A 241-nucleotide genomic window follows, 5' to 3' on the forward strand; every position below is an offset into this window, starting at 1 on the left:
CACAGGTGCCGAAAATTGTGGAGCCGCTGAATCTTCTGAAAGAGACGATTGAGGATGATGTGGAGCAGCTGCGCCTTGCAGCAGATCCAGACGCACGCGTGGGACACAAGAGCGCAGATAGCGCCTTTTTCGGTTACAAAACACATTTAGCGATGACCGAGGAACGACTTATAACGGCAGCTGTCATTACGACAGGTGAGAAAAATGATGGCAAGCAATTGCAGACACTGATCGAAAAAAG

General features: G+C 49.4%; 1 protein-coding gene. It reads left to right on the forward strand.

All coding sequences use genetic code 11. The annotated features are described in order from the left end of the window. Positions 1-241: transposase (locus PPOP_RS09725; protein ID WP_042228258.1), on the forward strand; the 241-nt coding region annotated here is incomplete at both ends.

It is taken from the genome of Paenibacillus popilliae ATCC 14706 (assembly GCF_000315235.1).
GTDB lineage: Bacteria > Bacillota > Bacilli > Paenibacillales > Paenibacillaceae > Paenibacillus_B > Paenibacillus_B popilliae.